Annotated in this window: 25 protein-coding genes; 7 read left to right on the forward strand and 18 right to left on the reverse strand. The window is 40.1% G+C overall.

All coding sequences use genetic code 11. The features are described from left to right. Positions 1 to 174: 174 nt before the first annotated feature. Positions 175 to 1767, forward strand: coding sequence for a bifunctional phosphoribosylaminoimidazolecarboxamide formyltransferase/IMP cyclohydrolase (gene purH / locus A6E06_RS00570; protein WP_065592884.1), 1593 nt, complete (start codon positions 175 to 177; stop codon positions 1765 to 1767). Positions 1768 to 1944: 177 nt separating this feature from the next. Beyond that, positions 1945 to 3237 carry a phosphoribosylamine--glycine ligase gene (gene purD / locus A6E06_RS00575; RefSeq protein ID WP_065592883.1) on the forward strand — a complete coding sequence of 431 codons (1293 nt, stop codon included), beginning with the start codon at positions 1945 to 1947 and terminating at the stop codon, positions 3235 to 3237. Positions 3238 to 3312: 75 nt separating this feature from the next. Here the strand turns inward: purD and A6E06_RS00580 are convergent, their stop codons facing one another. Then, positions 3313 to 4017, reverse strand: a complete 705-nt coding sequence (locus A6E06_RS00580) for a DUF1481 domain-containing protein (protein WP_065592882.1) — start codon at positions 4015 to 4017, stop codon at positions 3313 to 3315. A 39-nt stretch (positions 4018 to 4056) separates the two neighbouring features. Next, positions 4057 to 4329, reverse strand: a complete 273-nt coding sequence (locus tag A6E06_RS00585) for an HU family DNA-binding protein (RefSeq protein ID WP_060992719.1) — start codon at positions 4327 to 4329, stop codon at positions 4057 to 4059. 220 nt (positions 4330 to 4549) lie between these two features. On the opposite strand from A6E06_RS00585, the gene A6E06_RS00590 reads away from it, so the two are divergent. Next, positions 4550 to 5611 carry a CNNM domain-containing protein gene (locus tag A6E06_RS00590; RefSeq protein WP_065592881.1) on the forward strand — a complete coding sequence of 354 codons (1062 nt, stop codon included), beginning with the start codon at positions 4550 to 4552 and terminating at the stop codon, positions 5609 to 5611. A gap of 100 nt (positions 5612 to 5711) precedes the next feature. Here the strand turns inward: A6E06_RS00590 and A6E06_RS00595 are convergent, their stop codons facing one another. After that, positions 5712 to 6305, reverse strand: coding sequence for a YjaG family protein (locus A6E06_RS00595; RefSeq protein WP_065592880.1), 594 nt, complete (start codon positions 6303 to 6305; stop codon positions 5712 to 5714). Positions 6306 to 6376: 71 nt separating this feature from the next. On the opposite strand from A6E06_RS00595, the gene A6E06_RS00600 reads away from it, so the two are divergent. Then, entirely contained in the window at positions 6377 to 7291 is a 915-nt protein-coding gene (locus A6E06_RS00600; protein WP_065592879.1) for a D-2-hydroxyacid dehydrogenase, read from the forward strand. A gap of 39 nt (positions 7292 to 7330) precedes the next feature. Here A6E06_RS00600 and A6E06_RS00605 read toward each other — a convergent pair whose 3' ends face one another. The 3 genes from A6E06_RS00605 to nudC form a co-directional block, all read right to left on the reverse strand. Then, positions 7331 to 7783, reverse strand: coding sequence for a TerB family tellurite resistance protein (locus A6E06_RS00605; RefSeq protein ID WP_065592878.1), 453 nt, complete (start codon positions 7781 to 7783; stop codon positions 7331 to 7333). A gap of 117 nt (positions 7784 to 7900) precedes the next feature. Beyond that, entirely contained in the window at positions 7901 to 8968 is a 1068-nt protein-coding gene (hemE, locus tag A6E06_RS00610) for a uroporphyrinogen decarboxylase (protein WP_065592877.1), read from the reverse strand. Positions 8969 to 9102: 134 nt separating this feature from the next. After that, entirely contained in the window at positions 9103 to 9879 is a 777-nt protein-coding gene (nudC, locus tag A6E06_RS00615; RefSeq protein ID WP_065592876.1) for an NAD(+) diphosphatase, read from the reverse strand. Between the two features lie 161 nt (positions 9880 to 10040). Here nudC and A6E06_RS00620 point away from each other — a divergent pair, with 161 nt between their 5' ends. Continuing rightward, the gene (locus tag A6E06_RS00620) at positions 10041 to 10523 is read left to right on the forward strand and encodes an Rsd/AlgQ family anti-sigma factor (protein ID WP_065592875.1); all 483 of its coding nucleotides are present in this window, start codon (positions 10041 to 10043) and stop codon (positions 10521 to 10523) included. Between the two features lie 47 nt (positions 10524 to 10570). Here A6E06_RS00620 and A6E06_RS00625 read toward each other — a convergent pair whose 3' ends face one another. The 4 genes from A6E06_RS00625 to A6E06_RS00640 are packed head-to-tail and all read right to left on the reverse strand — an operon-like array spanning position 10571 to position 12928. Next, a complete protein-coding gene (locus tag A6E06_RS00625; RefSeq protein ID WP_065592874.1) occupies positions 10571 to 11404 on the reverse strand; it encodes a CsgG/HfaB family protein in 834 nt (277 codons plus the stop codon). A gap of 22 nt (positions 11405 to 11426) precedes the next feature. After that, complete coding sequence (locus tag A6E06_RS00630) at positions 11427 to 11828, reverse strand: curli assembly protein CsgF (protein ID WP_065592873.1); 402 nt, start codon at positions 11826 to 11828, stop codon at positions 11427 to 11429. 9 nt (positions 11829 to 11837) lie between these two features. After that, the gene (locus tag A6E06_RS00635) at positions 11838 to 12287 is read right to left on the reverse strand and encodes a curli production assembly/transport protein CsgE (protein ID WP_065592872.1); all 450 of its coding nucleotides are present in this window, start codon (positions 12285 to 12287) and stop codon (positions 11838 to 11840) included. A gap of 11 nt (positions 12288 to 12298) precedes the next feature. After that, a complete protein-coding gene (locus tag A6E06_RS00640) occupies positions 12299 to 12928 on the reverse strand; it encodes a LuxR C-terminal-related transcriptional regulator (RefSeq protein WP_065592871.1) in 630 nt (209 codons plus the stop codon). 227 nt (positions 12929 to 13155) lie between these two features. Between A6E06_RS00640 and A6E06_RS00645 the strand changes: the two genes are divergently transcribed. Beyond that, a complete protein-coding gene (locus A6E06_RS00645; protein WP_255310673.1) occupies positions 13156 to 13755 on the forward strand; it encodes a curlin subunit CsgB in 600 nt (199 codons plus the stop codon). A gap of 22 nt (positions 13756 to 13777) precedes the next feature. Beyond that, entirely contained in the window at positions 13778 to 14722 is a 945-nt protein-coding gene (locus tag A6E06_RS00650) for a curlin associated precursor, CsgA like protein (protein ID WP_065592869.1), read from the forward strand. Positions 14723 to 14795: 73 nt separating this feature from the next. Here the strand turns inward: A6E06_RS00650 and rpoC are convergent, their stop codons facing one another. The 8 genes from rpoC to secE form a co-directional block, all read right to left on the reverse strand. Beyond that, positions 14796 to 19013 (reverse strand): DNA-directed RNA polymerase subunit beta', encoded by a 4218-nt coding sequence (rpoC, locus tag A6E06_RS00655; RefSeq protein ID WP_065592868.1) that lies wholly within the window; start codon positions 19011 to 19013, stop codon positions 14796 to 14798. 71 nt (positions 19014 to 19084) lie between these two features. Next, positions 19085 to 23113 (reverse strand): DNA-directed RNA polymerase subunit beta, encoded by a 4029-nt coding sequence (gene rpoB, locus A6E06_RS00660; RefSeq protein ID WP_065592867.1) that lies wholly within the window; start codon positions 23111 to 23113, stop codon positions 19085 to 19087. 230 nt (positions 23114 to 23343) lie between these two features. Then, positions 23344 to 23709, reverse strand: a complete 366-nt coding sequence (gene rplL / locus A6E06_RS00665) for a 50S ribosomal protein L7/L12 (RefSeq protein WP_065592866.1) — start codon at positions 23707 to 23709, stop codon at positions 23344 to 23346. Positions 23710 to 23764: 55 nt separating this feature from the next. Next, the gene (gene rplJ / locus A6E06_RS00670; protein WP_065592865.1) at positions 23765 to 24259 is read right to left on the reverse strand and encodes a 50S ribosomal protein L10; all 495 of its coding nucleotides are present in this window, start codon (positions 24257 to 24259) and stop codon (positions 23765 to 23767) included. Between the two features lie 245 nt (positions 24260 to 24504). Further along, the gene (rplA, locus tag A6E06_RS00675) at positions 24505 to 25209 is read right to left on the reverse strand and encodes a 50S ribosomal protein L1 (RefSeq protein ID WP_065592864.1); all 705 of its coding nucleotides are present in this window, start codon (positions 25207 to 25209) and stop codon (positions 24505 to 24507) included. Between the two features lie 4 nt (positions 25210 to 25213). Continuing rightward, a complete protein-coding gene (rplK, locus tag A6E06_RS00680) occupies positions 25214 to 25642 on the reverse strand; it encodes a 50S ribosomal protein L11 (protein WP_065592863.1) in 429 nt (142 codons plus the stop codon). Positions 25643 to 25761: 119 nt separating this feature from the next. Further along, positions 25762 to 26307, reverse strand: coding sequence for a transcription termination/antitermination protein NusG (gene nusG / locus A6E06_RS00685; protein WP_065592862.1), 546 nt, complete (start codon positions 26305 to 26307; stop codon positions 25762 to 25764). 12 nt (positions 26308 to 26319) lie between these two features. Then, complete coding sequence (gene secE, locus A6E06_RS00690) at positions 26320 to 26697, reverse strand: preprotein translocase subunit SecE (protein WP_065592933.1); 378 nt, start codon at positions 26695 to 26697, stop codon at positions 26320 to 26322. Between the last annotated feature and the right edge of the window lie 255 nt (positions 26698 to 26952).

Here is a 26952-nt window from a genome sequence, read left to right on the forward strand (position 1 = left end):
TTAGTTAGAATATGCGCCATTACGTTGATGTGATGTTTCGCGCTTAACTCTTTATTAGGGTATTTCCCAAAACTGGCCAATTGCTGTTTGCTTTCTTTACTACTAGGAATGACAAACAGAACAAGTTCATTTTTGGCAAAAATCCTAACTTAATTCTAAAGGAAGAAAGTAGCAATGAATAACCCACGTCCGATCCGTCGCGCGCTAATTAGCGTATCTGATAAAACTGGTATTGTAGAATTTGCTCAAGCACTGACTGAACGTGGTGTTGATATTTTATCTACTGGCGGCACAGCTCGTCTGCTGGCAGAAAAAAATATCCCTGTAACAGAAGTATCTGATTACACAGGCTTCCCTGAAATGATGGATGGCCGCGTTAAAACTCTTCATCCTAAGGTACATGGTGGTGTTCTTGGTCGTCGCGGTCAAGATGATGACATCATGGAACAGCATGGTATCAACCCAATCGATATTGTTGTTGTTAACCTTTATCCATTCGCTGAAACCGTAGCAAAAGAAGGCTGTACGCTAGCTGATGCTGTTGAGAACATCGATATCGGTGGTCCAACAATGGTTCGCTCTGCGGCTAAAAATCATAAAGACGTCGCTATTGTCGTTAATGCTCACGATTACGATCGCGTAATTTCTGAAATGGACGCTAACGACAAATCACTGACTCAAGCAACGCGTTTTGACCTTGCGATTGCAGCATTTGAGCACACCGCTTCTTACGATGGCATGATAGCTAATTACTTCGGTACTATGGTTCCTAGCTATGGTGAGAATAAAGAAGGCGATAACGAATCTAAATTCCCTCGTACCTTCAACCAACAGTTCGAGAAAAAACAAGACATGCGCTACGGTGAGAACAGCCACCAAGCCGCTGCATTCTATGTTGAAGCTAATCCTGAAGAAGCGTCAGTATCAACGGCTCGTCAGATCCAAGGTAAAGCGCTTTCTTACAACAACATTGCAGATACAGATGCCGCTCTAGAGTGTGTGAAAGAATTCGACGAACCTGCCTGTGTTATCGTTAAGCACGCAAACCCTTGTGGTGTTGCATTAGGTAAAGATGTTCTTGAAGCTTATGATCGCGCTTTCAAAACAGATCCAACCTCTGCATTTGGCGGTATCATCGCATTCAACCGCGAACTAGATGCAGCCACAGCAACGGCAATTACTGAACGTCAATTCGTTGAAGTTATCATTGCTCCTTCTGTTTCTGCTGAAGCAATTGAAATCATCGCGGCTAAGAAAAACCTTCGCCTACTTGAATGTGGTGAGTGGACAAGTAAAACAACGGGCTTTGACATTAAGCGTGTTAACGGCGGCCTGCTAGTTCAAGACCGTGACCAAGGCATGGTATCTGAAGATGATCTTAAAGTGGTTTCTAAGCGCCAACCAACCACTGAAGAATTAAAAGATGCGTTGTTCTGTTGGAAAGTAGCAAAATACGTTAAATCTAACGCCATTGTTTACTCTAAAGGTGACATGACTATCGGTGTCGGCGCTGGCCAAATGAGCCGCGTTTACTCTGCAAAAATTGCAGGCATTAAAGCCGCTGACGAAGGTCTTGTAGTTGAAGGCTGTGCAATGGCATCGGATGCGTTCTTCCCATTCCGTGATGGTATTGATGCTGCAGCTGAAGCAGGCATTAAATGCGTTATCCAACCGGGTGGCTCTATGCGTGATGACGAAGTTATTGCAGCCGCTGACGAACATGGTATGGCGATGATCTTTACCGGTATGCGTCACTTCCGCCACTAGGAAAGGCAGTAACGAGAGCGCTTCGCTTCTAGAAACTAGAACGCTACGCTCCTATAAGTGCAAATGAGTGCACTCTGTGAGCTTAATATTGCTCTTATAGTTTTTCGCACACTGAACTTTGTATTCACCGATTTATATAATTTATCCCCATTACAAGATGGTATTAAGGATTAAAACATGAATGTATTAATTATCGGCGCAGGCGGTAGAGAGCATGCTTTAGGCTGGAAAGCGGCACAAAACCCAAACGTTGAAACGGTATTTATCGCTCCAGGTAATGCAGGTACAGCGCTTGAACCAAAATTAGAAAACGTAGCGATTGATGTTGAAGACATCGCTAACCTTGTTGCATTTGCTAAAGAAAAAGCCATTGAACTGACTATCGTTGGCCCTGAAGGTCCATTGGTAATTGGTGTGGTTGATGCGTTCCGTGAAGCAGGATTACCGATCTTTGGCCCAACCAAAGCGGCAGCGCAACTAGAAGGTTCTAAAGCGTTTACTAAAGACTTTTTAGCACGTCATGATATTCCGACAGGCTACTACTCTAATTTCACAGAGATAGAGCCTGCGTTAGCGTATGTACGTGAGCAAGGTGCACCTATCGTTGTTAAAGCCGATGGTCTTGCTGCGGGTAAAGGCGTTATCGTTGCGATGACTCTGGAAGAAGCTGAAGATGCTATCAAAGACATGCTTTCTGGCAATGTTTTTGGTGAAGCCGGTAGTCGTGTCGTTATTGAAGAATTTTTAGAAGGTGAAGAAGCAAGCTTCATCGTGATGGTTGATGGCGCTAGCGTTCTACCAATGGCGACTAGCCAAGATCATAAACGTGTAGGCGATAAAGACACTGGTCCTAATACGGGCGGCATGGGGGCATATTCTCCAGCGCCTGTTGTTACTCCTGAAATCCATAATCGTATTCTAGAAGAAGTTATCTATCCTACGGTTCGTGGAATGGATGCTGAAGGCGCGCCTTACACTGGCTTCCTATATGCAGGTTTGATGATTGATGCTGATGGTACGCCAAAAGTAATCGAATATAACTGCCGCTTTGGTGATCCAGAAACGCAACCTATTATGATGCGCATGGAATCTGATCTTGTTGAACTATGCCTAATGGCGATCGATGAGAAACTGGATGAAGCAGAATCTAAGTGGGATCCACGCGCTTCAATCGGTGTCGTTCTTGCTGCTGGTGGTTATCCTGCCGATTATGCAAAAGGAGATATCATCTCTCTTCCAACGACTGAAGTTGAAGGCCAGAAAATATTTCATGCTGGCACAAAAAACAACGACGTTGGTGATGTAGTTACAAACGGTGGACGTGTATTATGTGCAACTGCATTAGGTAATACCGTCTTAGAAGCTCAGGAACGTGCGTATGAGCTTACAAAGCAAGTTAGTTGGAATGGAATGTTCCACCGCAATGACATTGGTTACCGTGCCATTGCTCGCGAATTAGAAAGTAAATAAGCATTACTTTCTACAAATAGCAAAAAGGCGCTGATGATAGCGCCTTTTTTATTATCCCATCGTCTACAACGGCTATTAATCTTCAATAAGATTTGGACGCTCTACACACTTATAGCTGTCATCTGTTAGTAGTAATAACTCCGACATCTTCAATACTTTTTTATCTCGATCCTGCTCTTCACCTAAAAATGAAATAAAGCTGTCTAAACCAGATAATCTAGCCACCACAAAATTAGGTAAAATTTGATTAAACTTTAATTGGTCGTATTGCTTACCATCACAAGAGTTAAATATTTCGCCATCCCACTCACCTTGATACAAAGAGATGTTCTCTTTATCCAAACTTTCTACTTTTGCAATCAGATATTTAGATTGGTCTTGAAATTGTGTCAGTTGATCTGGCATCAATGGGAAGATACGACCATCCTTGCGATAACGCTGATACACCGCTTCACCATTACCGTTATAACGTACGTGCATCATGTAAGGAATGTGCTCATTAGAGCTATTTAACATTTCCCCTTCACGAATCGCTTCAACTAATATATTTTTTTCCCAACGGTAGGTGGTTTTATACCAACCATAATCACTCATCGTAACGTAATCAGAGGCATTGAGAGATTGTTGTAGTCTACGGGTGTACCAATAATAACTGGTTGCATCACCTTGGATTTGACCACCGGTTAATGTGACAGATTTAATGCGGTCTTCACCTGATGGATTTGATGAACAGCCAAAAAGAAAAACGGAAAGAAGTAAGGTAGATAGGATGCGCTTCATAAAAATGCCGAGTTAAGGGTTAACTCGGCAAAGTATAGCTTAGTTCACTGATTCTTTCAGTGCTTTACCTGCAACAAATGCTGGAACATTAGCCGCTTTGATTTGAATCTCTTCGCCAGTCTTAGGATTGCGACCAGTGCGAGCTGCACGGTGGTTAACTTTAAATGTACCGAAGCCAATAAGTTGAACCTGTTCGCCATCTTTAAGTGCGCCAGTTACGCCTTCTAGAGTCGCTTCAAGGGCTGCTTTTGCTTGTGCTTTTGATAAGTCTGCTTTTTCAGCAATAGCGTCAATTAACTGGGTTTTATTCATTAGGATTTCCCTTCTATATTTTTAAAATCACGTTAACTCTAATGCATAAAGCCCCTACCTGGCAAAGGTTTGTCACGCTTCTTGCTACAGAATGCGTATTCTTTAGGCACAAACTGAGTAACGTCTCACAATTTGTTACTAATTTTCATTTCTGAGTCATTGCATTTCACTCATTGAGCACCCATTTTATAAGGGCTTGCTTACTTTTTTGAGATTAATAATGTTTATTTTATCCATCTATATCGCTATTTCTATCAGCGTATCATTTATATGTTCTGTTCTTGAGGCAATTTTACTCAGTATCAGTCCTAGCTATCTAGCTAAAATGCGACAGGAAAACCATCCTTCCGCAGAAAGATTAACGCAGTTAAAAAATAATGTCGATCGTCCTTTAGCGTCAATTTTAACGCTAAACACTATTGCCCACACGGCAGGTGCCGCGGCATCCGGAGCTCAAGCTTCTATCGTATTCGGTAGTGAGTGGTTAGGTGTATTCTCTGCGTTCTTAACGTTCGCAATTTTATTATTCTCAGAGATTGTTCCAAAAACAATTGGAGCAACCTACTGGCGTCAACTTGCACCACTAGCCGGAAAAATGCTTTATTGGATGGTTTTATTATTAACCCCTGTAGTGTGGGCATCTGAACAATTAACGAAACGCTTAGCTCGTGGCCACCAAGCTCCAAAGCTTCGGGATGAAATAGCTGCAATGGCGACGCTTGCAAAAGAAAATGGGGAATTTGCTGAAGGTGAATCTAAAATACTAACTAACATTCTAAATATTAAAGATGTTCCTGTTACTCAAGTGATGACACCAAGAACGGTTTTATTTCGTGTAAATGCTGAAATGACGGTTGAAGGCTTCCTAAAAGAACACATGAATACGCCATTCTCACGTCCTTTAATCTATAGCGAAGACAGTGATAACATTATTGGCTTTACACACCGACTAGAATTATTCTCTGCTATGCATGAAGGTCAAGGTAAATCCCCTCTAGGTTCTATCATGCGCCCTATTCAGATAGTAATTAGTACATCTACCTTACCAAAAGCATTTGAACACTTAATGAAGCACAGAGCACAGCTTGCTTTAGTTATCGATGAGTACGGTACCGTTCAAGGTTTGTTGACTCTAGAAGACATATTTGAGTACATGGTTGGTGAAGAAATCATTGATGAAGCAGACAAAACGACAGATATGCAACAATTAGCTCAACAACGCTGGACAAATTGGAAAACAAAACACGGTGTCATTGATAATACAGATAAAGAAGACAGCTAAAAAATTGAATCATAAAATATAAAGGTGTTAGCAAGCCCCTTTAGATAAACATAAAAAAACCGATGATAAGTCATCGGTTTTTTTATACGCGAAACAAAAATCAGTATTTTAGCTCTAAGCCAATATTACTTACATTTTCATCTCTTAATTCTTGGCGAAGATCTTTTATTAAATCAATGTCACGTTCTTCAGCTTCGCGTAGAGGTCGGAAAATAGCCCACTGGACATCCCACTCTTCACAAATCACTTCAATTTCTTTTTGATTTTCGTCTGTTACTTCTTCACCCGTTTCAGCTTCAACTAATTGAGCGACAGTCATCACTGATAATTGGCTGATCTTAAACATCGCGTCTTCTAATACATCACGATCTAGGATCCCGTGTAAGAAAGTCGATAGTGCAACACAAGCATCAATGGCAGGATAAGTTAGGTAAATTGAGTCATCATCTAACTCAGGGATCATTTCTTCTAGCTTTTCTAATTGACGTTCAAAATTAATTTTGGCATTTTTAACGGTCAATAATTCCCAAATGCTATCTAGTATAACGCGATAGGTTTGAGGTTCAGCAAAGCCTGTTGCTTCACAATAATGGGCATAGTTTGGGTACATACGCTCACATAAAGAAGCCATAAAAGTAATTTGTTGCCATGGTTCAAACTTTTCTAAACGAACTTGGATAGGATTGCGTAACATATACGATTCTACACTATAAAAAAATGACGCTTTAAGTGTACTTGATAACCATGAATGACAAAAGGAAGGTTATGAATAAATTACTTATCATTTCAAAAGAAAAAGAGAAATATCTCTCACTTTTTGAGCAATCGGATCTTCCTGATCTTGAAATTTGTCATGATCTGAGAAAAGCAGACATTATCCTTGCCGATCCACCACTCATTACTGACCTTCTTAATCAATGTGAACGCGTTAAATGGCTTCAATCTACTTTCGCTGGTATCGACGCTCTGATACAACCGAATTTAAGGCAGGATTATCATCTTACTAATGTAAAAGGGATCTTTGGCCAACAAATTTCAGAATATGTTTTAGGTTATTGCATTCAGTATTTTCGTCATTTCACACAATATGCAAAGCAACAACATGAGAAGCAATGGCTATCTCATCGCTATACTTCATTATCAAACAAAACAATGGTTATTCTAGGTACAGGATCTGTCGGTTGTAATCTTGCGATGACAGCCAAAGCGCTTGGCTTTACTGTTTACGGCATAAACCGTTCTGGAATTCCCCCAAAGAACTCTCCTTTTATGCGTATCTATCATGTGGCAGAAATTAATACGGCCTTAAAGCAGTCAGATGTCATTGTGAGTACCCTTCCAAAAACAGAGCAAACCCTAGGTTTATTAAATACAGAGACATTAAGTCATGGGAATGGGGCTTTATTATTTAATGTGGGTCGTGGTGAGGTATTAGATAACTATGGTTTATTAGATGCCTTAGAGAATAAAACTATCTCTCACGCTTTTTTGGATGTGTTCATTAATGAACCATTATCACAAGAGTGTCCTTATTGGCGCCATCCTAACATTACCGTGACTCCACACATTGCTGCTATAAGTTTCCCTGAACAAGTTTTCGAGCAGTTTTCTATTAATTATCTACGCCGACGTGATGGATTCACCCTACTAAATTTAGTCGATTTTAATAAAGGGTATTAGTCAATGATAAAGCCTGTAGATTTACAGGCTTTAATCGAATTATTTTTTTGGGGCAGCAGATAATTTTGCACGAATAAATTCTAAGTGATCGAGATAAATTAAGTCGGCAACTTGACGAATAACAACCTCTTCCATCGGTTCTATCACTCCATCAGCATACGCAACCGACCACATTGCTTCTATCAACGCATAACGTTCTTGTGGCATTAACGCTCGCAGTTTAGTGGTAAATTCATAAAGAGAAACAGACGCTTTACTCTTACTTATCGCTTGGATTAATAGTTGCTGAGCTTGCTCTTCGTTGATATCAAGTAGCTTGATAAGTAACTGAAGTTTCGCATCATCTTCTCTTTGATCGCTCTGATGATCAGCTCTAGATACTTCACATAACAAAGACGCCATAGCTAAATTCATAGAGGCGATATCTGTCGCCCCACTTTCTTCGCCATCATGCATCAGTTTTCGCAATAAGATTTGTAGTTTCTTAAACATAATCGTCTCTTTTTATTTTCTAATAATTTTTTATGACCATTCTAATATTAGTCTGTTCCATTAAAAAAGGAGACCTCAATGAGTCCCCTTTTAATATCAAATCTTTAAACTAAGATTTTATTTATGGTATGGCTTAGATAAGTCATGCACCGCTTCAACAAATACACCTGCATTTTCAGGCGGAACATCTAAATGAATACCATGGCCTAAGTTAAATACGTGGCCTGTACCTTCATTACCAAAACCTTCCAGAATAGTGCCTACTTCTTGGCGAATTCGTTCTGGTTGTGCATAAAGGATAGATGGATCCATATTTCCTTGTAGAGCAACTTTATCACCAATACGAGCTTTCGCATCTGCAATGTTAATAGTCCAATCAAGGCCAACTGCATCACAACCTGTTGCGGCGATTGATTCTAGCCACATACCGCCATTCTTAGTAAATAGCGTAACTGGTACTCGACGACCTTCATTTTCACGAATTAGACCATCTACAATTTTATGCATATATTGAAGCGAGAAGTCGTTATAGTCACGAGGCGTTAGTACACCACCCCATGTATCAAATACCATTACAGATTGCGCACCCGCTTTAATTTGTGCATTCAAGTATTCAATAACCGTATCCGCTAACTTGTCTAGCAATAAGTGCAGTGTTGCTGGCTCTGCATACATCATTTTTTTGATTTTAGTGAATGCTTTTGAGCTTCCACCTTCAACCATATAAGTTGCTAGTGTCCAAGGGCTACCTGAGAAACCAATCAATGGAACTTCACCTTTAAGATCTTTTCGGATCTGACGTACTGCATTCATTACGTATTGCAGCTCACCTTCAGGATCAGGAAGACCAATTTTAGTTACGTCAGCTTTACAGGTAATTGGGCGTTCAAACTTAGGACCTTCACCAGTTTCAAAATACAGACCTAAACCCATCGCATCAGGAATAGTTAAGATATCAGAAAATAAAATCGCTGCATCTAGAGGAAAACGACGTAGGGGTTGAAGGGTTACTTCTGAAGCAAGCTCTGCATTTTTACACAGAGACATAAAATCACCGGCTTGTGCGCGTGTTGCTTTGTATTCAGGAAGGTAGCGACCTGCTTGGCGCATCATCCAAACTGGTGTGTAATCTACTGGTTGTTTTAATAACGCACGTAAATAGCGGTCATTTTTTAATTCTGTCATGATCTTTCCTCATATTAGATCCTGCTATTGTAGCATTCAATTTGATGAACAAAAGCCCACCTTTGCTATCGGGATCATATTTAACTGATCTTCTGTATTTCACACAGGCTTAATACCTATTAGAGATCTACTAATTAGTAATCCCTTGCCTTATTAATTTCATCCAGCGTTGATTCAATTAACATTCTTGCGATGGTCCCTTTTGGAGCAAGCTCTGGTAGGTTATTTTGATAATACCAATCTGCTTTTATCAACTCATTAGGATCTACCTTTATTTCACCGGTATCGTAATCCGCCATATAGCCCATCATAAGACTTGATGGGAAGGCCCACGGCTGACTTCCTATATAGCGAATGTTTTTTATTTTAATACCCGTTTCTTCAAATACTTCACGTTCAACCGCCATTTCTAAGGTCTCTCCCACCTCGACAAATCCTGCAAGCACTGTAAATAAACCACCTTTATGTCTTTGGTGTTGTGCTAATAAAATGGTGTCATCGCGGCGTATTGCAACAATAATAGAAGGGAAAATACGAGGGTAATGTAGCTTACGACATTCATTACATTGCATTGCTATCTGGTTAAGATTGAGTTGATTTCGACCACCACACTGAGGACAAAAACGAAACTCCCTAGCCATAAATCCATATTGAATCGCTTTGCTTATCATTAAAAAAAGAGAATCTTTAACAAGTAATAATTCTCTTAAATTGGTGAACTCTACTGTTTTTTCTATCTGCTCATCATTCAACCACATCACAGGGTAGTTTTCATGATTACCAATGCATACTGCATTTTCAAAAGGTAAATTCAAATCAACCGCATTACCACAAGGAAGAGCGTTATCCTCTAACCAAACTGCTGAATCATTTACGACACACCAATACGCTTTTGTATGTTGGTTTAACATCTTTATCACAACCCTCTTGCAGCAATCAATATTTACTGGCAATCTTAATAAACATGATTATGAGTGTATACCCAAGTAATTCTTACTGAAACTGCATTTTGATATTACTTAGGTATTGATATGAACGTGAGTTTATTATTTGCAACTACAAGGATATCGTTATGCTTACTAAACTAAATCAATTCCAAGAACAATGGGGTGGTAATAACGATGTTATTGACCATTGGCTGTCGACTCGCCAAGATCTATTGGTTGAATATTGTAAATTAGCAGGCCTTCCTCCTTTTGATTCATCTACGTCTTCTCTTCCTTCATTCTCAGCAATTCAATCCTTCAATCAACATCTCATTGATTATATCTCTGAGGGTCATTTTAAAATTTATAACATGGTAATGGCTAAATGGGATGCTACGGGGTTTTCACCAACAGAAGAGATGAGCTTACTTTACGCGAATATAACTAAAACTACCGATCCTATTCTTAACTTTACCGATAAGTATGCGAAAGAAGATGAGGATTTGTTACTTGCTGATTTTGATAAGGATTTCTCTAAATTAGGTGAGGTAATCGAGGCAAGGTTCGGATTAGAGGATGGTTTGATTGAGCAGATTTCAAATAGTTTGAGCCACCCACCAGGGGCTTAAAAAAGTAAATAGAGTGTTTAAATGATATTTGAACACTCTATTTAATCTTATAATATTTGATTGGTTTCTGATGCATATTTGCGGAATATAGGATTTTCAGTTCCTGCGGGGTTGGCTGGACGCCATAAGCCATCTTCAATCCCTTTAACAATAAGGTGGATAACAGCAGAATCAATTGCTGACATTAACGCTATGTTTACTGGTTCATTATTTGTATAACCTAACTCTACTTCTAATAATTCTTTATAATCAACAAATCTAAATGCTCCTGCAGATACTTCATAAGATAAAATCGTTTTGCTTGTAGTTACACTTGTTAAAATTTTCCCGCTTCTAACATCTACAGCTCTGATATTTACCGTTACTTGATCGGCTCTATATTGACCAGAGCCACCAATACCTAAGTATCGAGCTCCTACTCCACCAGTTTTAATATTAGAGTCATAAGCAACAATGCCACCTTCTATCATTACATTTGCAGATAACAACGAGGGTAATGTGGAACCATGATTACTAATAGAATCCTGTTTTTTCTGTGCAGCCCGAATAATTTTTCTTTCTGTTAATAAATTCTGTAAACCCTGTCTTTCCAATGGGAAAAACCATTCAGAATCGAGTAATGCCATCGTTAGAAGAGCTGTTCCGCCTTGTGGTACAGCCGTTGAAAAATTACTGTTTGGTTGAGGCTTATATTGTCCTGTTTGATCCCTAAAATCATAAACAGAGACATAAATTTTCCCTTGCGGTTTAGGTAGTGAAATCAGGTCGACATAACTTGCACCACGCTGCATCAATGTTGGCAGTTCAGAGGTATCTGGTACATCAATTGAGTTAGAACAACCTGAAATAATAAGTAGTAAAAGTAACATTGAATATTTCATTGCTGATTCCTTAGCTTAGAAATTAATCTGGAGTGAGCCCACTAACCTGTATCTCAGAAGTTTCACCCGTTTCTTTATCAACAATTTGAATAAGCAATGCCCCTGAATCATCTACAATATTTAAGATGAAGTCATCGGTAACTAGTTGCCCAGTATTACCGTTACCTACATCGGCAAGTAACTGACTAATTAGGCGAGATTCTAAACTTGAAGTCAGACGATCGAGTGCTGATTCTTGTTCGAATAATGAATCATCTTGTGGTCCTTTATAGTCATTAATCGCATTTGCACCAGAAAATAGATGGCTTGTATTTAGAGGGTTCCCTCCAAAATTAGGATTTACTGGCGTATATACAAGCTCACTAGCTTGGCTTAAGCTTATAATTACATTGAATAAAATAAAGAAAATCATCCTTATTTTCATGTTGCATCCTTAGATCTCCGAGAAATCGAGATCATACGTATCTTTAAATAACTTCTCCGTTTGCCATCTAACAATATATCTGTCCACCGCCTCTATAGCTTGCTCTGCTTTCTCTTCTGCTTGTCTTTGACCAGGAGAAAGCGCTCCTCGATAGATAACTTTGTCAAAATGATAAACCCCTATTATGCTTCCTGATAATGCTGTTGGTCTTTCTTTTACCGTTAGATTGACGTCTAAATCATTGTGCTTACTGTTCATTTTTATCGAAAACGAAAAATAAAAATCTTTGCCCAGGCGAGTTAATGTTCTGTCTATTATTAATCCATCAATTTCAACAAGATCATCGACTTCATCAACTCTGCTCTCTTCTAAAGCTTTTGGTGACTCTAAAATTATTTTATTTTCAGCACCATTAACAATAAGAGGAAATAAAAATAAAAATAAAATATGAAGTTTCATTATTTTAATCCTTAAAAATCATAACCTTTAGCCCAGATCATTGCTTGTAATCTATTTCTCACGTTTAATTTTTTAAATACATTATGCAAATGTGTCTTAACTGTATTTTCACTAACAAAAAGAGCACTCGCTATATCTACATTTGATGAGCCAAATGAAAGAAGTTGTAATATTTCTTTTTCTCTTGTTGTTAGGGAAACAGATGTCGTTAATATTCCATTTTGTTTTGAACGATATATTGAAATTAAATCATTCGTTACTTTACGGCTAAGCCATAATTCACCATCAATTATCTTCTTAACCCCTTCAGATATAATCTGAACATTATCTTTTTCATAAAAAACGCCTACAACACTGGGATATCTCATTATATTTTTTGTTATATTCTCGTCAGTTACATTAAATAATATTTCTTTCGCCTTTATCTTATACTCCGTTATTACAGATAAATATTGCTTATATTTTTTATCTGTTTGATTTTTAAAATCCAAAATAACTAACATTTCATCATCTTGATTTCCTTTAGTACTTAATACCTCGCAGTCAACAACCATTATCTTTTCATTAGACGTTTTCTCTAATAAATCAATAAGTAAAGAAGAGTATAACGTTGGGTTTGAAGATAAATAATATATGTTCATCTCTGCCCTCCATAAATATTGTTACTTAAAACTAGTCCAAAAAGACTATATATCCACCGAATTATTAAATATTAATTAAGTAGTTCATCGTTTGTTTCATTTTTGAGAAAAAATGACCGTAATAAAAACAGAACACCTAGTCCTTTAGTTTATCTATCTTATTAATAAATATCATAATAAAGTTTATGGTGCTTCTCTGAGTAAATTCCATACTTTCTAGGTAGCAAATGAGCTATCAAGAAAAGAGGGATACTGATATGAAAAAATTATCAGTAAATTATCTTTATTTATTAATGGCTGTCAGTAGTTATACATATGCAGATTTAGATTTAGGTATTAATGAATTTAATGCACCTAGCGAGCTAACTGAATTATCAGAGCTCAATACAGGTCATAGCAATAATGCCATCGTAGAACTGAATAATTCGACCAATTCTCGAATAACTATTGTCCAACATAATGTAAATGGAGTGGGAAGTAATAAAGCAAAAGTAAAACAAGCTGGTTATAACAATACAGCGGCAGTATTGCAGCTTGGTAGCAACAATACAGGGCTAGTCATCCAAAATGGTAATAATAATTCCGCCTCCCTAGAACAATGGGGAACGAACCTTGAAGGCGCTATTTTACAAAATGGTAATGACAATATCGCTCATTTAGTACAAGTAGGTAATGACCAACAAAATGCAGTAAACCAAACAGGTGATTCAAATATTGCAGCGGCAGTGAATAAAAATAATGGTGCAGGTTTTTCCATTAATCAGACTGGCAATCAAGGAATTATCTTAGTAAATGGAATGGATAGATTCATATCCATCATAAATTAAAATCATTTCAAGGAAGTTTATTATGAAAAAGCTAGCAATCGCAATCTCAACTATCTTACTTTCTGGTGCAGTCTATGCCGGAAATACAGCAGATGTAGAGTTATTTAATGCAGATGACAATAACGTGAATATTTTCCAACTTTCTCCAGCTCTTGGAAATGACGCCGATGTATTAATAAGAAATTCAGATGAAAATACAGTTGATGTCGACCAAATGGGTAAATATAACGATGCTGTAATTCGAGCTCGTAATAATAGTGATGAAAATAAACTTACTGTCTATCAAGAAGGTAAACATAACGAAGCGGTAATCAAAGCCCGTCGACACAGTGATAAAAATAAACTTACGATCAACCAAGATGGTAAACACAACATCGGTGAAATCACTGCCTATGATAGCGACAGAAACAAAGGTCTAATTGATCAAACTGGCCGATTTAATGAAGCCTCAATCAGCTTCGATGCCGCAACAAATAATAAGAAAAACAAAATCATTCAAACAGGAAATAGAAATACTGCTGATATCAGTGTTATGGGAGGTACCGATAATACACGTTTAAAAATCAAACAAGATGGTCGCCGTAACGATTCGACTATTCATGTATATGGCGGTTCAAATAATGATGCTGTAACTAATATCCAAGGTAATGACAATACAACTTATACTGCATTCTATGCGGGTGCATCTGATAATGATACGAAAATAAAAATGAAAAATGACGCCCTAAATAACACTGTTTATGCAGTTGTTGTTGGTGGTAGCTTTAATGAAGCAGATGTAACAATTGATGCAAGTAATGATAACTACCTTACTGTCTCTCAATGGGGTAGTGATTCTGATGCCACTCTTACTTTAGAAAACGGCTCAAATAATAACTGGATGATGGTTAATCAAACTAATAATGATTCAGCTACAGTTATGGCAGACAATAGTAGTAATAACCTTGTTGTAATCACACAATTATAATTACGCACTATTTTAAATATAAAAAAGCCCTGCATTTCTGCAGGGCTTTTTATTTAGCAAATATTAAAACTAATTACTCTTCAGAAGAGAAACCCGCATTCAATAGTGCCGCTAAGTTGTCAGTAGCTTCTTCAGCAGAAGGGGCAACGTTAGCTGCCATTTTCGCTGCTGCTTTTTGCTTTTGACGAGCTTGGTGGTATGCGAAACCTGTACCCGCTGGAATCAGACGACCAACGATTACGTTTTCTTTCAGACCACGTAGTTCATCACGCTTACCAGAAACCGCAGCTTCAGTAAGTACGCGCGTCGTTTCTTGGAACGATGCAGCAGAGATGAACGACTCAGTAGCAAGAGATGCTTTAGTAATACCAAGTAAATCACGGCCAAAACGAGCTGGTTGCTTACCTTCAGCTTCAAGCTGACGGTTTGCAATCGTTACGTTTGCAAATTCTAATTGCTCACCTTCAAGGAAAGTAGAGTCACCAGAATGTGTGATAGTACACTTACGTAGCATTTGACGAACGATAGTCTCAATGTGCTTATCGTTAATCTTAACGCCTTGTAAGCGGTAAACTTCTTGAACTTCGTTTGTAATGTATTCAGTAACTGCATGAATACCACGTAAACGTAGGATATCGTGCGGAGTTTCTGGACCATCAGAGATAACATCGCCACGTTCAACTTTATCACCATCAAAGATGTTAAGTTGACGGTGTTTATGAATCATTTCTTCATAAACTTCGTTGTTATCATCACGAGTGATCAATAAGCGTACTTTACCTTTAGTTTCTTTACCAAACGCAACAATACCTGCGTGCTCAGCAAGAATTGCTGGCTCTTTAGGTTTACGAGCTTCAAATAAGTCCGCAACGCGTGGAAGACCACCGGTAATATCTTTAGTACCACTTGAAGCTTGAGGAATACGAGCCAGTGTTTCACCGATACCTACGTTACCACCATCTGCAAGGTTAACAATCGCCTTACCAGGTAGGAAGTATTGTGCTGGCATTTCAGTGCCAGGGATCATGATGTCACGACCATTCGCATCAACAAGTTTCACTGTTGGACGCATTTCTTTACCAGCAGAAGCTCGCTCAGCCGCATCAAGGATAACAATTGAAGATAGACCTGTTAACTCATCAGTTTGAGTTGTGATCGTAACACCATCAATCATGTCCACGAATTGAACTTGACCTTGTACTTCTGTGATGATTGGCATTGTATGCGGGTCCCAAGCAGCGATCTTATCGCCTTGAACCACTGCATCACCATCTTTCTTAGAAAGAATAGTACCGTAAGAAAGCTTATAGCTCTCTTTTGTACGGCCATGCTCATCAATAACTGTCAATTCAGAAGCACGAGAAGTAATAACTAAGTTACCTTCGCCATTTGTTACGTGCTTAGCATTATGAAGTTTAATCGAACCTGTCGTTTTAACTTGAATGCTGTTGTCTGCTGCTGCCGTAGATGCCGCACCACCGATGTGGAACGTACGCATAGTTAGCTGTGTACCAGGTTCACCGATTGATTGAGCAGCGATAACGCCTACTGACTCACCTTGGTTTACCATATGGCCACGAGCCAAGTCACGACCGTAACAGTTAGCACAACAACCGAAGTCAGCTTCACAGCTTACTACTGAACGTACTTTAATTTGGTCAACCGAGTTTTCTTCAACGATTTGACACTGCTTCTCATCAAGAAGCGTGTTACGTGGAAGAAGAATCTCATCTGTACCTGGTTTTAATACATCTTCAGCAACTACACGACCTAGAACACGTTCGTGTAGAGGTTCTTTAACATCACCACCTTCAATTAGAGGGATCATGGTTACACCTTCCAGTGTTCCACAGTCATCTAAATGAACAACAACATCTTGAGCAACATCAACTAAACGACGAGTCAGGTAACCTGAGTTCGCTGTTTTAAGTGCTGTATCGGCAAGACCTTTACGCGCACCGTGCGTTGAGATGAAGTATTGGTTTACGTTTAGACCTTCACGGAAGTTCGCCGTGATCGGTGTTTCGATGATTGAACCATCAGGTTTAGCCATCAGACCACGCATACCAGCAAGTTGACGAATCTGAGCTGCAGAACCACGAGCACCTGAATCGGCCATCATGTAAACGCTGTTAAACGATTCTTGTTGCTCTTCTTCACCATCGCGGTTAAGCACAGTTTCTGAAGACAAGTTATCCATCATCTCTTTAGCAACTTGTTCGTTCGTTGCTGCCCAGATATCGATAACTTTGTTGTAACGTTCGCCCGCAGTTACAAGACCAGACTGGTACTGTTCTTGAATTTGCTTAACTTCTTCTTCTGCATCAGCCACTTTCGTGTACTTAGCATCAGGAATAACCATGTCGTCGATACCAACAGACGCACCAGACAATGCTGCGTATGCGAAACCGGTGTACATGATTTGGTCAGCAAAGATTACGGTCTCTTTTGAACCAAGAGTACGGTACGCTTCGTTTAATAGGTTAGAGATTTGCTTCTTACCTAACTTCTGGTTAATGATGCTGTAAGGTAGACCTTCAGGAACGATCTGCCATAGCATTGCACGACCAACTGTCGTATCAACCAGTTTAGTTTCACGAGTTTCAATACCGTTTTCATCACGAAGAACTTCTGTGATTCGAACTTTAACGCGAGCATGTAGCTCTGCACAACCTGTACGGTATGCTTTCTCAGCTTCAGCAAAACCTTCAAGGTACATGCCTTCGCCTTTCGCGTTAATTCTGTCACGCGTCATGTAGTACAGACCTAATACAACATCCTGAGAAGGAACGATGATTGGGTCGCCTGATGCTGGCGACAGAATGTTATTCGTCGACATCATTAGGGTACGTGCTTCTAATTGAGCTTCCAGAGTTAGAGGTACGTGTACCGCCATCTGGTCACCATCGAAGTCGGCGTTATATGCCGCACACACTAGTGGGTGAAGCTGAATCGCTTTACCTTCGATTAGTACTGGTTCAAACGCTTGAATACCAAGACGGTGAAGTGTTGGTGCACGGTTAAGCAGTACTGGGTGTTCACGAATTACGTCATCTAGGATATCCCAAACGATCGCTTCTTCACGCTCTACCATTTTCTTAGCAGCTTTGATTGTCGTAGCAAGACCACGACCTTCTAATTTGCTGTAGATAAACGGTTTAAATAGTTCAAGTGCCATCTTCTTAGGAAGACCACACTGATGTAGACGAAGGTATGGACCTACTGTAATTACAGAACGACCAGAGTAATCTACACGTTTACCAAGCAAGTTCTGACGGAAACGACCTTGTTTACCCTTGATCATATCAGCAAGAGATTTCAGAGGACGCTTGTTAGAACCTGTAATCGCACGACCACGACGACCGTTATCAAGCAGCGCATCCACAGACTCTTGCAGCATACGTTTTTCGTTACGTACAATGATGTCTGGTGCAGCTAGGTCTAAAAGACGCTTCAAACGGTTGTTACGGTTAATCACACGACGGTATAAGTCATTTAGATCAGACGTAGCAAAACGACCGCCATCTAGTGGTACTAGAGGACGAAGATCTGGCGGAAGTACTGGTAGAACAGTTAAGATCATCCACTCTGGATTATTACCAGATTGAACGAATGCTTCTACAAGTTTCAAACGCTTAGTCAGTTTCTTACGTTTTGTTTCAGAGTTAGTTGTTTCTAGCTCTTCACGCATGTTCTCGATTTCAGCTTGCATGTCCATAGAACCAAGCAAGTCTTTAATCGCTTCCGCACCCATTTTAGCTGTGAATTCGTCACCGAATTCTTCAAGCTTATCAAGATACTCTTCTTCTGAAAGAAGTTGGCTGCGCTCTAAGTCAGTCATACCTGGCTCTGTAACCACATATGATTCAAAGTAAAGTACACGTTCGATATCACGTAGAGGGATGTCCATTAACAAACCAATACGAGATGGAAGTGACTTAAGGAACCAGATGTGTGCAACAGGAGACGCAAGTTCAATGTGGCCCATACGGTCACGACGAACTTTAGTTTGCGTTACTTCTACGCCACATTTTTCACAGATAACACCACGATGCTTCAGGCGTTTATATTTACCACATAAACACTCGTAGTCTTTAACTGGGCCAAAGATACGTGCACAGAAAAGTCCGTCACGTTCTGGCTTAAAGGTACGGTAGTTGATTGTTTCTGGCTTTTTAACTTCACCAAAAGACCATGAACGAATTTGGTCAGGTGAAGCAAGACCGATTTTGATTGCATCAAATTCTTCAGTCTTATGTTGTGCTTTCAGAAACTTTAATAAGTCTTTCACATTCGGCTCCTGTAAGGAGAAAAAAGGCGCTCGGCGAGCGCCTTATATTCTACCGAACAATCTCAATGAGATTATTCTTCGTCTTCTAACTCGATGTTGATACCAAGTGAGCGGATCTCTTTCAACAATACGTTGAATGATTCTGGCATACCTGGTTCCATACGATGATCGCCATCTACGATGTTTTTATACATCTTAGTACGACCGTTCACGTCATCCGACTTGACGGTTAGCATTTCTTGTAGGGTATATGCAGCACCATATGCTTCAAGTGCCCATACTTCCATCTCACCGAAACGCTGTCCACCGAACTGAGCTTTACCACCAAGTGGTTGCTGAGTTACAAGGCTGTAAGAGCCGGTAGAACGTGCGTGCATCTTGTCATCAACTAAGTGGTTTAGTTTTAGCATGTACATGTAACCAACAGTTACAGGACGCTCAAACGCATCACCAGTACGACCATCAAACAGTTTCAACTGACCAGATGCTGGCAGATCAACAAGTTGTAATAGTTCTTTAATTGATGATTCTGGAGCACCATCAAAAATTGGTGTTGCGATTGGTAAACCACCGCGTAAGTTCTTAACTAATGTACGAACTTCGTCATCAGACAGTGCAGCGATGTCTACTTCTTGGCGAGTATCACCAAGATCGTATACTTTTTGTAAGAAGTTACGGAACTTATGTAGTTCTTGTTGCTCTTTAAGCATTTGGTTCAGTTTATCACCAACGCCTTTCGCAGCAAGACCCATATGAACTTCAAGAATTTGACCGATGTTCATACGAGAAGGTACACCCAGTGGGTTCAGTACGATATCTACTGGCTGACCTTTTTCATCATAAGGCATGTCTTCAACAGGGTTGATCTTAGAGATTACACCCTTGTTACCATGACGACCCGCCATCTTATCACCAGGCTGAATTCGACGTTTTACTGCTAGGTAAACTTTAACGATTTTCAGTACGCCTGGAGCAAGATCATCACCTTGAGTGATCTTACGACGTTTAGTTTCGAATTTCTTATCGAACTCTGCTTTAAGCTCATCATATTGCTCAGCAAGCTGCTCAAGTTGATTTTGTTGTGATTCATCATCAAGCGTGATTTCTAACCACTGCTTACGATCCATCGCATCAAGCTTAACTTCAGAAGTACCTGCCGCAAGTAGAAGTGTGCGAACACGTGCTAATAAGCCACCTTCAAGAATCTGGAATTCTTCAGTGATGTCTTTCTTAGCTTCTTTAAGCTGCATTTGTTCGATTTCTAGAGCACGTTTATCTTTTTCAACACCATCACGAGTAAATACTTGTACATCAATGATAGTACCTGAAACAGAGTTTGGTACACGTAGAGAAGAATCTTTAACATCAGATGCTTTTTCACCGAAGATAGCTCGTAGTAGCTTCTCTTCAGGAGTCAGTTGAGTTTCACCTTTAGGCGTAACTTTACCAACTAGGATGTCACCACCCTTAACTTCAGCACCAATGTAAACAATACCTGATTCATCCAGTTTAGACAGTGCAGCTTCACCTACGTTAGGAATATCTGCAGTGATTTCTTCTGAACCAAGTTTGGTATCACGAGCCACACAAGATAATTCTTGAATATGGATTGTCGTGAAACGGTCTTCCTGAACTACACGCTCAGATACAAGGATGGAATCCTCGAAGTTATAACCATTCCAAGGCATAAACGCGATACGCATGTTCTGACCAAGTGCAAGCTCACCAAGATCCGTTGAAGGACCATCAGCAAGAACATCACCACGAGTTACAGGTTCACCAGGAAGTACTGTAGGACGTTGGTTGATACACGTATTTTGGTTAGAACGAGTGTATTTAGTTAAGTTGTAGATATCGATACCAGCTTCGCCAGGTACCAATTCTTCTTCGTTCACTTTAATCACGATACGAGAAGCATCTACTGACTGAACCATACCGCCACGTTTAGCAACAGCAGTTACACCTGAGTCAATTGCTACACAACGCTCAATACCAGTACCAACTAAAGGCTTATCAGCTCTTAATGTCGGAACAGCTTGACGTTGCATGTTCGCACCCATTAGGGCACGGTTCGCATCATCGTGTTCTAGGAACGGGATAAGCGATGCAGCTACAGATACAACTTGGTTTGTCGCGACATCCATATATTGAATGTGTTCACGTGGATGTAGGCCAGATTCGCCTTTCTGACGAGCGATGATTAGTTCATCAGCAAAAGTACCTTCTTCTGTCAACACGGCATTCGCCTGTGCAATAACAAAAGTACCTTCTTCAATCGCAGATAGGTAATCTACATCTTCAGTAACTATATTATCAACAACACGACGATATGGAGTTTCTAGGAAACCATATTCATTACATCGAGCAAATGCTGACAATGAGTTAATTAGACCGATGTTTGGGCCTTCCGGTGTTTCGATTGGACATAGGCGACCGTAGTGAGTCGCGTGTACATCACGAACTTCGAAACCAGCACGCTCACGAGTTAGACCGCCAGGCCCTAAAGCAGAGATACGACGTTTGTGCGTAACTTCTGACAATGGGTTGTTCTGATCCATAAACTGAGATAGCTGTGAAGAGCCAAAGAATTCTTTAACTGCAGCTGAAATCGGCTTAGCATTGATAAGATCTTGAGGCATAATTGCATCAAGGTCACCAAGGCTCAAACGCTCACGAACAGCACGTTCAACACGAACTAAACCAACACGGAATTGGTTTTCTGCCATTTCGCCAACAGAACGAATACGACGGTTACCAAGGTGATCGATATCATCAACCTCGCCTTTACCGTTACGGATGTCGATCAGTTTACGCATAACCTCGATGATATCAGTTTCATCAAGAATGCCAGCGCCTTCATCATTATCACGGCCAATTGAACTATTGAACTTCATACGACCAACAGTCGATAAGTCATAGCGATCTTCAGAGAAGAATAGGCTTTCAAATAATGATTCAGCAGCTTCTTTTGTTGGTGGCTCGCCTGGGCGCATCATACGATAAACTTCAACTAGTGCCGATAAACGGTCAACCGTTGAATCTGCACGTAAAGTGTCAGAAATGTATGCACCATGATCAAGGTCATTCGTAAATAACACTTCGATCTTTTTATGGCCAGCCTGAGATAAATTAGCAAGATCTTCTAAGCTAAACTCTTGGTTAGCTGAAACAATGATCTCACCAGTGTCTTCATTCACATAGTCGTGAGAAGCCACTTTACCTACGATATAATCTACTGGTACTTCGATATAGTTTACTTCGTCTTTCGTCAGTTGACGAATGTGACGCGCAGTAATACGACGACCGGCTTCAACATAAACTTTGCCGTTCGATTCGATATCAAATGTTGCAGTCTCACCACGTAAACGCTCAGGAAGTAATTCCATCATTAGCGTTTGATCTTTCACTTCAAATACAACTTTATCGAAGAATAAATCTAGGATTTCTTCTGTTGTTTTACGAAGTGCACGTAAGATGATCGTTGCTGGTAATTTACGACGACGGTCGATACGTACGAATAAGTTATCCTTAGGATCAAATTCGAAATCTAACCATGAACCACGGTAAGGAATTACACGTGCGTTATAAAGAACTTTACCAGATGAATGGGTTTTACCCTTATCGCTGTCGAAGAAGACACCTGGGCTGCGGTGCAGCTGGGATACGATAACCCTTTCAGTACCATTGATTACAAAAGTACCATTGTCTGTCATAAGCGGAATTTCGCCCATGTAGACTTCTTGTTCTTTAATGTCTTTTACCGTGCCTGCAGGTGCGTCTTTATCGTACACAACTAAACGCAATTTTACGCGTAGAGGTGCAGAGTATGTAACACCGCGGATTTGACATTCTTTAACATCAAATTCTGGTTCACGGAGATTGTAGCTAACGTATTCTAGCTTAGAGTTGCCATTGTAGCTCTGAATTGGAAAAACAGAACGGAAAGCAGCCTCAAGACCGTATTGCCCTTCAGGATCTTGCTCGATAAACTTAGTAAAAGAATCAAGCTGGATCGATAGCAAGTATGGTATGTCCAACACTTGTGGACGCTTACCAAAATCCTTACGGATGCGCTTTTTCTCTGTATAAGAGTAAACCATGGGGTTCCTCAGCTCGCTGATAAGTGACCCGAACCGTCCGCCTTCAAAAGGTGGGACAGTAACTAATAACACTGTTTTCTGTAGGACATAATCTCTGATTGAGACTATGCTTTTTGCTCGAATATAGGGGCTTAAACAGTGTGAAATTACCCTATACCCTACAGCGCAAAAAGGCCAGTGGTTAATAAACCACCAGCCATTAGCCGCTAGGCTATGAAACTAAGTAATAATTACTTGATTTCAACAGTTGCACCAGCTTCTTCAAGCTGTGCTTTAAGGCCTTCAGCTTCAGCTTTGTCAACGCCTTCTTTAAGTGCAGCAGGAGCAGAATCAACTAGACCCTTAGCTTCTTTCAGGCCAAGACCTGTAGCGCCACGTACTGCTTTGATTACAGAAACTTTGTTTCCGCCAACTGCAGTTAGGATAACGTCAAATTCAGTTTGCTCTTCAGCAGTTTCAGCAGCAGCGCCACCAGCAACTACTGCAGCAGCAGCAGTAACACCGAATTTTTCTTCCATAGCTTCGATAAGCTCAACAACTTGCATTACAGACATTTCTGCAACTGCGTCTAGGATTTGCTCGTTAGTAATAGACATAACAATTCTCTTTTAAGTCAACAATAATTTATTTTGTAATCAAATAAAGCAGGGCTTATGCCTCAGCTTCTTCTTTTTGATCACGAACAGCAGCGATAGTACGTACCAGTTTACCAGCAGAAGCTTCTTTCATGCACATCATTAGGCGTGCAATTGCTTCGTCGTAAGTTGGTAGTGTCGCTAGTACATCAGCATCAGTAACTGCGCCTTCAAATGCAGCAGCTTTAATCTCGAAGTTTTTATTCTCTTTAGCAAAGTCTTTAAAAAGACGTGCTGCAGCACCTGGGTGCTCGTTAGAGAATGCAAGTAGAGATGGACCAGTAAATGTGTCTTGTAGACACTCATACTGAGTACCTTCTACTGCACGACGTGCTAGTGTGTTACGAACAACTCTCATGTAAACACCCGCTTCACGCGCTTGTTTACGTAGAGAAGTCATCGCGCTAACAGTAACGCCACGAGAGTCAGCTACAACTGCAGAAAGTGCACCACTGGCTGCTTCGTTGACTTCAGCAACAATTGCTTTTTTGTCTTGAAGATTTAAAGCCATTTGGATTAACCTCTGGTTGTGATTACACCACTCACTACAAAAACTGTAGGAGAGTAATTACGATGCATTCACAGAAAACTAATTCCGAAAAATTAGTCTTTAGTTCGGCACCGTCTACGCAGGTTTATTAAGCTCTTTCGAGCACCTACGGTCTTGGACGGAGACTGTTTTAATTAAAAATTAAACAGCCCCAACCATAAATTTGATAGGCGCAAAATTATACATAAATTTTGCGCGTTTGCAAATTATTTTAATGTTGTCTCTAAAGTCGCTTGATCTAGAGAAACACCAGCACCCATTGTAGTAGAGATGCTTACCTTCTTCAGGAAAACACCTTTAGCTGAAGTAGGTTTTGCTTTTTTCAGTGCAACTAGAAGAGATTCTAAGTTCTCTTTAAGTTGAGCAGCATCAAAATCCACTTTACCGATAGTAGTGTGGATGATGCCGTTTTTGTCGTTACGGTAACGAACCTGACCAGCTTTAGCATTTTTAACTGCTTGAGCAACGTTAGGCGTTACAGTACCAACTTTAGGGTTTGGCATAAGACCGCGAGGACCTAGGATTGTACCTAGTTGACCAACAACGCGCATTGCATCTGGAGAAGCAACAACAACGTCAAAGTTCATTTCGCCTTTCTTAACTAGCTCAGCAAGGTCTTCCATGCCTACTAGATCAGCGCCTGCTTCTTTAGCAGCTTCTGCGTTTGCACCTTGAGTGAACACAGCAACACGAACATTACGACCAGTACCGTGTGGTAGTACAGTTGCACCACGTACGTTTTGGTCTGATTTACGTGCATCAATGCCAAGATTAACAGCAACATCAACACTTTCGTTGAAGTTAGCAGTAGCTAATTCTTTAAGAAGAGCAACAGCTTCGTTGATTTCGTAGTCTTTAGTAACTTCCACTTTTTCGCGGATATTACGCATACGCTTAGTAAGTTTAGCCATAATCTTAACCCTCTACCACTAGGCCCATAGAACGAGCAGTACCAGCAATTGAACGCTTCATAGCTTCAATGTCAGCACCAGTCATGTCCGCAGCTTTAGTTTCTGCGATCTCTTGTATTTGAGCGTCTGTAACAGTACCAACTTTCTCACTGTTTGGACGACCAGAACCAGACTTAACGCCTGCAGCTTTCTTAAGAAGAACGGCTGCTGGTGGAGTCTTAGTAATGAACGTAAAAGAACGGTCGCTGTATACAGAGATAACTACTGGAGTAGGTAGACCTTTCTCAACAGATTCTGTTCTTGCGTTAAACGCTTTACAGAATTCCATGATATTCACACCGTGTTGACCTAGAGCAGGACCAACTGGTGGACTTGGGTTCGCCATACCTGCTGCAACTTGCAGTTTGATATAAGCTTCAACTTTCTTAGCCATGATATTTCCTAAATTTTGGGTTCTAACGCTATCCTACTGGATCAGCTCCCCGTTAACAAAAACGCGCGAAATTATAATAATAATTCGCGCTTTTTACAATAGCTTTGCTGATTTTTCGATCAGTTTTTTTCTACTTGGCTAAACTCTAGTTCAACTGGAGTTGCACGGCCAAAGATAGAAACCGATACTTTGATACGACTTTTTTCGTAATCAACATTTTCAACAGTTCCGTTAAAGTCAGCAAATGGTCCTTCAGTAACACGAACCACTTCACCTGCTTCAAATAACGTTTTAGGGCGAGGTGCTTCACTCGCTTGTTGAAGACGATTTAAAATTGCATCAGCTTCTTTATCAGTAATTGGAGCTGGGCGATCTGAAGTACCACCAATGAACCCCATAACACGTGGAATACTACGTACTAAGTGCCATGATTCATCATTCATGATCATTTGCACTAACACGTAACCAGGGAAAAATTTACGTTCGCTTTTACGACGTTGACCGGCACGCATTTCTACCACTTCTTCAGTTGGTACAAGTACTTCACCAAATGACTCTTCCATGTTATGAATTTTAATATGTTCGCGTAGCGATTGTGATACACGACCTTCAAAGCCTGAAAAGGCTTGAACTACATACCAACGTTTCTTTGGAGCTTCACTCATGATCACTTATCCTCAAACACCTGTGATTAAGCCAATTAGTCTAACCATAATACCATCAATACCCCATAAAATCAGAGCCATTACGATACATACAGCAAGAACAATGAAAGTTGTTTGTGTTGTTTCTTGGCGTGTAGGCCAAACAACTTTACGTACTTCCATTCTTGATTCGCGAGCAAATGCAATTGCAGTTTGACCTTTTGCTGTGAAAGCAGCAATACCACCAGCAGCAGCAATCAATGCAACTACACCGGCAGCTCGAATAACAACAGATAAATCAGCTAGTAAATAATTACCAATAACCGCAGCAGAAAGTAGTACTAAAACTAGTAACCACTTCATTGTATCAACTGCGCCTGAAGTTTCTGTCGTCTCAGTATTTGTTTTCATAAACCAACCTGTGACATAACTAAAATCATTTTCCATCATTAGACAGAAATTCAAAAACAAGAGTAAATATACCCTACTCTCTTCATCCTATAAACCAGCAATTTGCTAATTTATCTGCGCTGTGCTCTGCATTTTCTTAACATTGTAGAATAAAAATAAAACAATGCACAATACAACGCAGAAAAAGGGCATCGAATGATGCCCTTTTTATTAGTACTTAGTCAAATCTTAAGCAAAGATTTTAGCAACAACACC

The sequence above is a fragment of the Aliivibrio sp. 1S175 genome (assembly GCF_001690985.1).
Classification (GTDB): domain Bacteria; phylum Pseudomonadota; class Gammaproteobacteria; order Enterobacterales; family Vibrionaceae; genus Aliivibrio.

Bases quoted from the DNA above. Each gene is read 5' to 3' on its own strand.
- purH (WP_065592884.1), top strand. From the start codon at position 175: ATGAATAACCCACGTCCGATCCGTCGCGCGCTAATTAGCGTATCTGAT.
- purD (WP_065592883.1), top strand. From the start codon at position 1,945: ATGAATGTATTAATTATCGGCGCAGGCGGTAGAGAGCATGCTTTAGGC.
- A6E06_RS00580 (WP_065592882.1), bottom strand. From the start codon at position 4,017: ATGAAGCGCATCCTATCTACCTTACTTCTTTCCGTTTTTCTTTTTGGC.
- A6E06_RS00585 (WP_060992719.1), bottom strand. From the start codon at position 4,329: ATGAATAAAACCCAGTTAATTGACGCTATTGCTGAAAAAGCAGACTTA.
- A6E06_RS00590 (WP_065592881.1), top strand. From the start codon at position 4,550: ATGTTTATTTTATCCATCTATATCGCTATTTCTATCAGCGTATCATTT.
- A6E06_RS00595 (WP_065592880.1), bottom strand. From the start codon at position 6,305: ATGTTACGCAATCCTATCCAAGTTCGTTTAGAAAAGTTTGAACCATGG.
- A6E06_RS00600 (WP_065592879.1), top strand. From the start codon at position 6,377: ATGAATAAATTACTTATCATTTCAAAAGAAAAAGAGAAATATCTCTCA.
- A6E06_RS00605 (WP_065592878.1), bottom strand. From the start codon at position 7,783: ATGTTTAAGAAACTACAAATCTTATTGCGAAAACTGATGCATGATGGC.
- hemE (WP_065592877.1), bottom strand. From the start codon at position 8,968: ATGACAGAATTAAAAAATGACCGCTATTTACGTGCGTTATTAAAACAA.
- nudC (WP_065592876.1), bottom strand. From the start codon at position 9,879: ATGTTAAACCAACATACAAAAGCGTATTGGTGTGTCGTAAATGATTCA.
- A6E06_RS00620 (WP_065592875.1), top strand. From the start codon at position 10,041: ATGCTTACTAAACTAAATCAATTCCAAGAACAATGGGGTGGTAATAAC.
- A6E06_RS00625 (WP_065592874.1), bottom strand. From the start codon at position 11,404: ATGAAATATTCAATGTTACTTTTACTACTTATTATTTCAGGTTGTTCT.
- A6E06_RS00630 (WP_065592873.1), bottom strand. From the start codon at position 11,828: ATGAAAATAAGGATGATTTTCTTTATTTTATTCAATGTAATTATAAGC.
- A6E06_RS00635 (WP_065592872.1), bottom strand. From the start codon at position 12,287: ATGAAACTTCATATTTTATTTTTATTTTTATTTCCTCTTATTGTTAAT.
- A6E06_RS00640 (WP_065592871.1), bottom strand. From the start codon at position 12,928: ATGAACATATATTATTTATCTTCAAACCCAACGTTATACTCTTCTTTA.
- A6E06_RS00645 (WP_255310673.1), top strand. From the start codon at position 13,156: ATGAGCTATCAAGAAAAGAGGGATACTGATATGAAAAAATTATCAGTA.
- A6E06_RS00650 (WP_065592869.1), top strand. From the start codon at position 13,778: ATGAAAAAGCTAGCAATCGCAATCTCAACTATCTTACTTTCTGGTGCA.
- rpoB (WP_065592867.1), bottom strand. From the start codon at position 23,113: ATGGTTTACTCTTATACAGAGAAAAAGCGCATCCGTAAGGATTTTGGT.
- rplL (WP_065592866.1), bottom strand. From the start codon at position 23,709: ATGTCTATTACTAACGAGCAAATCCTAGACGCAGTTGCAGAAATGTCT.
- rplJ (WP_065592865.1), bottom strand. From the start codon at position 24,259: ATGGCTTTAAATCTTCAAGACAAAAAAGCAATTGTTGCTGAAGTCAAC.
- rplA (WP_065592864.1), bottom strand. From the start codon at position 25,209: ATGGCTAAACTTACTAAGCGTATGCGTAATATCCGCGAAAAAGTGGAA.
- rplK (WP_065592863.1), bottom strand. From the start codon at position 25,642: ATGGCTAAGAAAGTTGAAGCTTATATCAAACTGCAAGTTGCAGCAGGT.
- nusG (WP_065592862.1), bottom strand. From the start codon at position 26,307: ATGAGTGAAGCTCCAAAGAAACGTTGGTATGTAGTTCAAGCCTTTTCA.
- secE (WP_065592933.1), bottom strand. From the start codon at position 26,697: ATGAAAACAAATACTGAGACGACAGAAACTTCAGGCGCAGTTGATACA.